This window comes from Sulfobacillus sp. TH-112, assembly GCF_057473405.1.
Window position 1 is genome coordinate 1 of sequence record NZ_JBYCKN010000190.1, and the last position, 5,094, is coordinate 5,094.

A 5,094-nucleotide genomic window follows, 5' to 3' on the forward strand; every position below is an offset into this window, starting at 1 on the left:
CACATTCATGTCCCTACTTCCTGTTGTCTGCAACCTCAGAATCCCTCAGCCGAAGGCCTGTCCCGCCGGTACATACCTTCTCTTCCGACGAGGCCCTGCTGCCAATCCTCGTTCGACATTGAGGGAACCCCCACTGAGCTTGTCGCGCATGGACGAACAATGTACATCAGCACACTCTCATCCCTGTTGTCTATCTTCTGTCTGACTAGTGCGACAATCGTTCGGCCATTGACGGAAGCGCTCATCTCCTCCTCTCCAATACAGGCACCGAGATTAAAAGATTACTGCCGGCCCGGTACTTCCTCATCCTCTAAAGGAGATCCGTTGCGCCTCTGGACACCGCACCGTCAAGAGAGAATAGTCTCTCAAATGTGTTTTGTATCAGAAATTACGACATCATTATGAAACATTATTCCCCGCTTGTAAATTCTATCGTGAAATTTTCATTCTGTCTTATTTTAACAATGACGCAGGAACCTCCGTTCATCGGCGTTTTTGGAGCGCAGACTGCGAATCCACTCCAAATCATTCCACAATGCAATTGAATCATCGTTTCATCCTGAATCTGACCATTATGCCGTGCCTCGCAACCAGGATGAATGGCATCTTATCAGTCACGGACAACACACCTAGCGTCGGATACTGCCTTATAGACAACAGGGCCGGGAGAGGAGGCATAATGGCGAGCCCGCCGCCGTCCGCGCCTGTCAATGCTCACTCTGCCCCTCCGCTTTAAGCGCAGGTTTGGCTGAACAATTCCGCGCCTCTAATGGCCACACCCAACCCGCCATGCTATACTCCAGGTGAGCAAGCCTCAACCCCTTATGATCGGGGCGGGTTATAATGACGTATCTACTTCTCCGGAATAAATGGTTAGAATATTCACATCAATCACGAAAGAGGATCGCTATGTACCTTCTCATTGGCACCGCCAAAGGGCTCTTTAGATACCACAGTATCGATCGTCAACAATGGACATCCCTCGGACCCGTTCTTCTGGGAGATGAGGTCTACACTAGCGCATATGATCCAAAGACCAAGAGGCTCTATGCGGCGGCCAATTCCATCTTTTACGGCCCTAGTATCCGTCGTTCCGCGGACTGGGGAGCCACTTGGGACACTGGTGGCAGTGGTCTCTCTTATGGTGCCGATGATAACGAGACCGTGAGCCGGGTTTGGTCCATCCAGGTCGGACAAAATGGCATGATGTTTGCAGGCGTGGAAGCGAGTGGCCTATTCCAGTCGCTAGACTCCGGCGATACTTGGGCCGAGGTATCTGCCCTCAGACAGCACCCAACGCATGACACCTGGGGACCCGGATTTGGCGGCAAGTGCCTTCATAGCATTGCCATCGACCCTTTTGATGACCGTCGACTCTTCATCGCCTGCTCCTCTGGAGGCATCTACCGCTCACCTGATCGAGGCACTCATTGGCAGCCCATCAACCGCAGTATTCGCGCCGAATTTAATCCTGAAGGCCAGCAGTATCCCCCATCTGGTCAATGTGTTCACAAGTTTTGGGTCTCACCGTCTCAGCCAGGACGCCTATGGCTGCAAAATCATGGTGGCGTGTACCGATCGGATGACGGTGGCGATGACTGGATTGATGTGGGAGGCCCACTACCTTCCGACTTTGGCTTTGGTATCGTTGGTCACGTCACCCACCCTGATTGGGCATATGTGGTGCCGGTGGAACGCGGGCCACGCTGGCCGTACCAGAATCAATTGGCAGTGTGGCAGACCAAGGATGCCGGCCGTTCGTGGGAACCGCTATCGGAGGGCCTGCCGACTTCGGTATACTCCGGGGTGTTGCGCGATGCTCTCACGAGCGATAGTCTCGCTCCCCAAGGCCTCTACTTTGGTACGACCTCCGGAGATGTATTCTGCTCCGCCGATGAAGGTCAACACTGGACCTCGGTGGCTCATCATCTCCCCCGGATCTTTTCCGTAGTCTTCGTGGATGAGCCATGATAACCGTGCACTTACCTCGGGACTTGGCTGACCAATTTCATCTTTCTCCACAATTGCATCTGATGGCAGACACTCTTGATGACCTCATCTCGTGCCTAGACCAGACGGCACCCGGCATGCGATCATGGCTTACCGAGCCCAATGGGGTGCTTCGGAAGCATCTTAGCGTCGTGGTAGAGGGGCAGCGAGTCACCGGGACCCATCCTTCTTCAGTACCCCTGCGCGATCCATGCCAGGTGTGGATTTTAAGGGCGATTTCGGGAGGCTAGCGGATCGTGTGTAAATTGGCTTCGCATAACGCGGCCGTCATCTCTCCAAAATATTCCCTTCCGTGCTACCATTGCTACCCGCCTCGAATGTCCTCGCCAACCGAAGCTACCGTGAAATCAAGTTAGTGTACCGCTGATGACCACTTGATGCCCCCATCTTGACTCACCAATTCCACGGTTTTTTTGGACGTCAGTTCTGCTCTCATGGTGAGAGTGCCGTCACTCGCGCGCTCAAGTTTAGGCGCGGCAAAGACCGCAAGGCCGCTCTTATAAGGTACCGTGGTGAGGAGCCAGGAACTCCCGCCATTGGTCGTTCGATAGACTAATAGGGAGGATGCCGCATACGATGGCTGCACAATAATCCCATCGTCACGGCTCCAGAACAGCATACTAGGAGATCCCACGCTCTCTGGAAACACTGAATGCCGCACCGTAAAATGGGTGCTATTAATGAGTGACCATTGCTGTCCGCCATTGGCAGAACGAAACAGGTACCACTCCTCTTGAGCCATCGCCGCTTGCCCTCCGACCAAAATCCAGCGGTCCTGGCCTAGGGTTGCATGCACTTCAGACAAGGCGGATTCTTTTGATGGCCTCTTCTGGATAAGGTGGACATCTTCTGTCACCGTGATGGGTGAAGGCGCCTTTACCGAGTGAAGTATAGTCTTCGCTAACACGGCCTCATTCTGGTCAATGTCGAGATTCACCACATATTCGGCGCCACTCGCCGTCACCTCCGACCAGGTATCCTGGATCTGTCCCAATGCAATTTGCCTGGACTCACTAAAATACGGACTCTGATTTAGCGGATTCTTGGTCAATCCTTGGGGCCGTGGCAGGAGGGGAAGCAACACCAAGTCATTCCCTAATGCGGGCTTCATCTCTTCCAGACTGATGGTATTTCCATGCTGACCCGAGCCCTGCACTTCCGTCGCCCCCGGCTCCGGTGCGGACACCGCGGTCAAGGTCCATCCTTTACCAGGGATCGATAGAGACACCTTTCCTAAAGTGACGGTGGTGGTATTCGCGGGCGGGCTCGAGGGCGTGGATCGCGAGGATGCACCATGCGCCGTGGGTGACGACGGGGCCGTTGCGCGGGATCCGTTGTGTGGGTGCGATATGGGAGAAGCCGCTGCGCTCGCCACTCCACATCCGGAGAGAACCAGGGCAGCCGTCATCGTCGCCCCCATTAATGTCATTCGAGTCATAGAAAATCTCCTTCCCAACGATAAGCCCTTTTGAATAAGAACGCGCCCGCCTCACGTGAGGTTACATCGTCGTCTTGGCACCGGGGGCTCCTTCCCACAGGAAGAATCAGGTCGATCACGCCCGGTGGTCCGGACCATACGCAGCGCTAGGCTCCATACTATTGGCCTTTCTGATGGTAGGGCACCGCAAAAAAGTGTCGGCACATGACCCGCCGACACTTCCCTATAACCGTCACCAATCGCCCTGCCACAAAACGATTTCGTCGCCTCTGCCGCTTCGAGGGATTGGGTCGTCTGTGACAACTCCCGGCAGTTGAAGCCGGTGGCTTCTCGGGTCGTGGTAGTGGCGTATTCTTTATCGGATCCCCGAAGGCTCCGTCCGAGCCCAACGATCATGGTTTATCTTGCTACTGCCCGATACAGGATGTTGCGCGCGGTATGGACAGCGCGGTGACAGGTGGTGCCCCAATATGGACACTGCCACGTCCGCACGGCCAGGGTGAGATTCGTCTTCCGATACGTGTAGTACCGCGTCGAGCGATGCTGACTCGCATAGTGGGGATCGACAAGCACGACACGCCGAAAACCACAACCGAGTAGCTTTCACGGCTTTACTCTATTGGATGGTGGAAAACCCGTCGCTGCCGGAGAACGGGTTGGGGGTACTCACATCGAAAGAGCAACCCCCAGTAGCTTTCGTTCTCATAGGTAAACTAAGGGGTTTTTTGCCGGTCCTTGATAGGAGTATTCCTTAAGAACGGCACCGCTAAAGGTTCTCCTGCTCCGCCGATACGCCTTTAGCTACTTGAGTCACTACCTCGCCACTCAGCCCCGTAAGACGCGCGATAGTGCTCACCGACATCCCTTCACCAAGCATCCGTTCAGCAACGGCCAGCAAAGTTTGCTCGCGAGCTTCTTCCCGCCGTTCCCGTGCCATGTTATTACGGTAATCTTCATTCTCAAGACGATGGTCTCATCCTATTCGCTACCTGTAAAATCAAGCCCCTCTCACCAACTTCGGCTGACGTGGCACTTGTAAAATCGAAATGAATCCGATCAGGACAAATCCTCCGGCACCATAAAAGAGCCATTGATAACCAAAGTGATTCATCAAAAAGGTGATGACGGGTTGCGCGACGACTCCGCCCAAGCCACCAGCCATCAGCCAAAGGCCGGTAAATGCCCCAACCTGGGCCGGAGTCGCCAGTGTCGAGAACCAGGGATAGCCATTAATCTGCGTGAACGCCCAGAACATGCCCGCTGCAAGCGCCAAAAACCGGATCGACCAGAGATTATCGACAAATGCCATGCTTGTGAACGACAGCGCTAATCCGACCGTACCTACCAGAATCAGCGTGCGACGGGTCACTCGTTGGGTTAAGAATCCACTCGGGATAGCAAATGCCAGGTATGTGACCGCAAAGAGCCCGATGGTAATGACGGCGGCGCCGGAGGCAAAATGTAGCCGATAGACGCCATAGGTCACAAAGAAGGTCTCCACTGACGTTTCGGCCCCGGTCCAGCAAAATACGCCCAAGAGCAACCACAACCCGGTCTTATCAGAGCGAAGATAGAGATCCCGGGCGGCGTGGTAGAGATGCACCAATCCCACGGATTCACTCACAGGAACGTCGCGCGGTTCTTTC

At 54.7% G+C, this 5,094-nt stretch carries 6 protein-coding genes; 2 read left to right on the forward strand and 4 right to left on the reverse strand.

The window, feature by feature from the left end; genetic code table 11:
- Positions 1–909: 909 nt before the first annotated feature.
- Entirely contained in the window at positions 910–1,971 is a 1,062-nt protein-coding gene (locus ACOJWD_RS14130) for a WD40/YVTN/BNR-like repeat-containing protein (RefSeq protein ID WP_486993889.1), read from the forward strand.
- Positions 1,968–2,240: a MoaD/ThiS family protein gene (locus tag ACOJWD_RS14135; protein ID WP_486993890.1), complete on the forward strand. Its 273-nt coding sequence runs from the start codon at positions 1,968–1,970 to the stop codon at positions 2,238–2,240. The genes ACOJWD_RS14130 and ACOJWD_RS14135 overlap by 4 nt, the downstream gene beginning before the upstream one ends.
- 122 nt (positions 2,241–2,362) lie before the next feature.
- Here ACOJWD_RS14135 and ACOJWD_RS14140 read toward each other — a convergent pair whose 3' ends face one another.
- From ACOJWD_RS14140 to ACOJWD_RS14155, 4 genes are all read right to left on the reverse strand, one after another.
- Positions 2,363–3,448, reverse strand: coding sequence for a beta propeller repeat protein (locus tag ACOJWD_RS14140; RefSeq protein ID WP_486993891.1), 1,086 nt, complete (start codon positions 3,446–3,448; stop codon positions 2,363–2,365).
- 399 nt (positions 3,449–3,847) lie between these two features.
- Positions 3,848–4,021, reverse strand: coding sequence for a hypothetical protein (locus ACOJWD_RS14145; protein WP_486993892.1), 174 nt, complete (start codon positions 4,019–4,021; stop codon positions 3,848–3,850).
- A gap of 193 nt (positions 4,022–4,214) precedes the next feature.
- On the reverse strand, positions 4,215–4,385 hold the full coding sequence (locus ACOJWD_RS14150) for a hypothetical protein (protein ID WP_486993893.1): 171 nt from the start codon (positions 4,383–4,385) through the stop codon (positions 4,215–4,217).
- Positions 4,386–4,445: 60 nt separating this feature from the next.
- A partial coding sequence (locus ACOJWD_RS14155) for an MFS transporter (RefSeq protein ID WP_486993894.1) occupies positions 4,446–5,094 on the reverse strand: 649 nt, incomplete at its 5' end.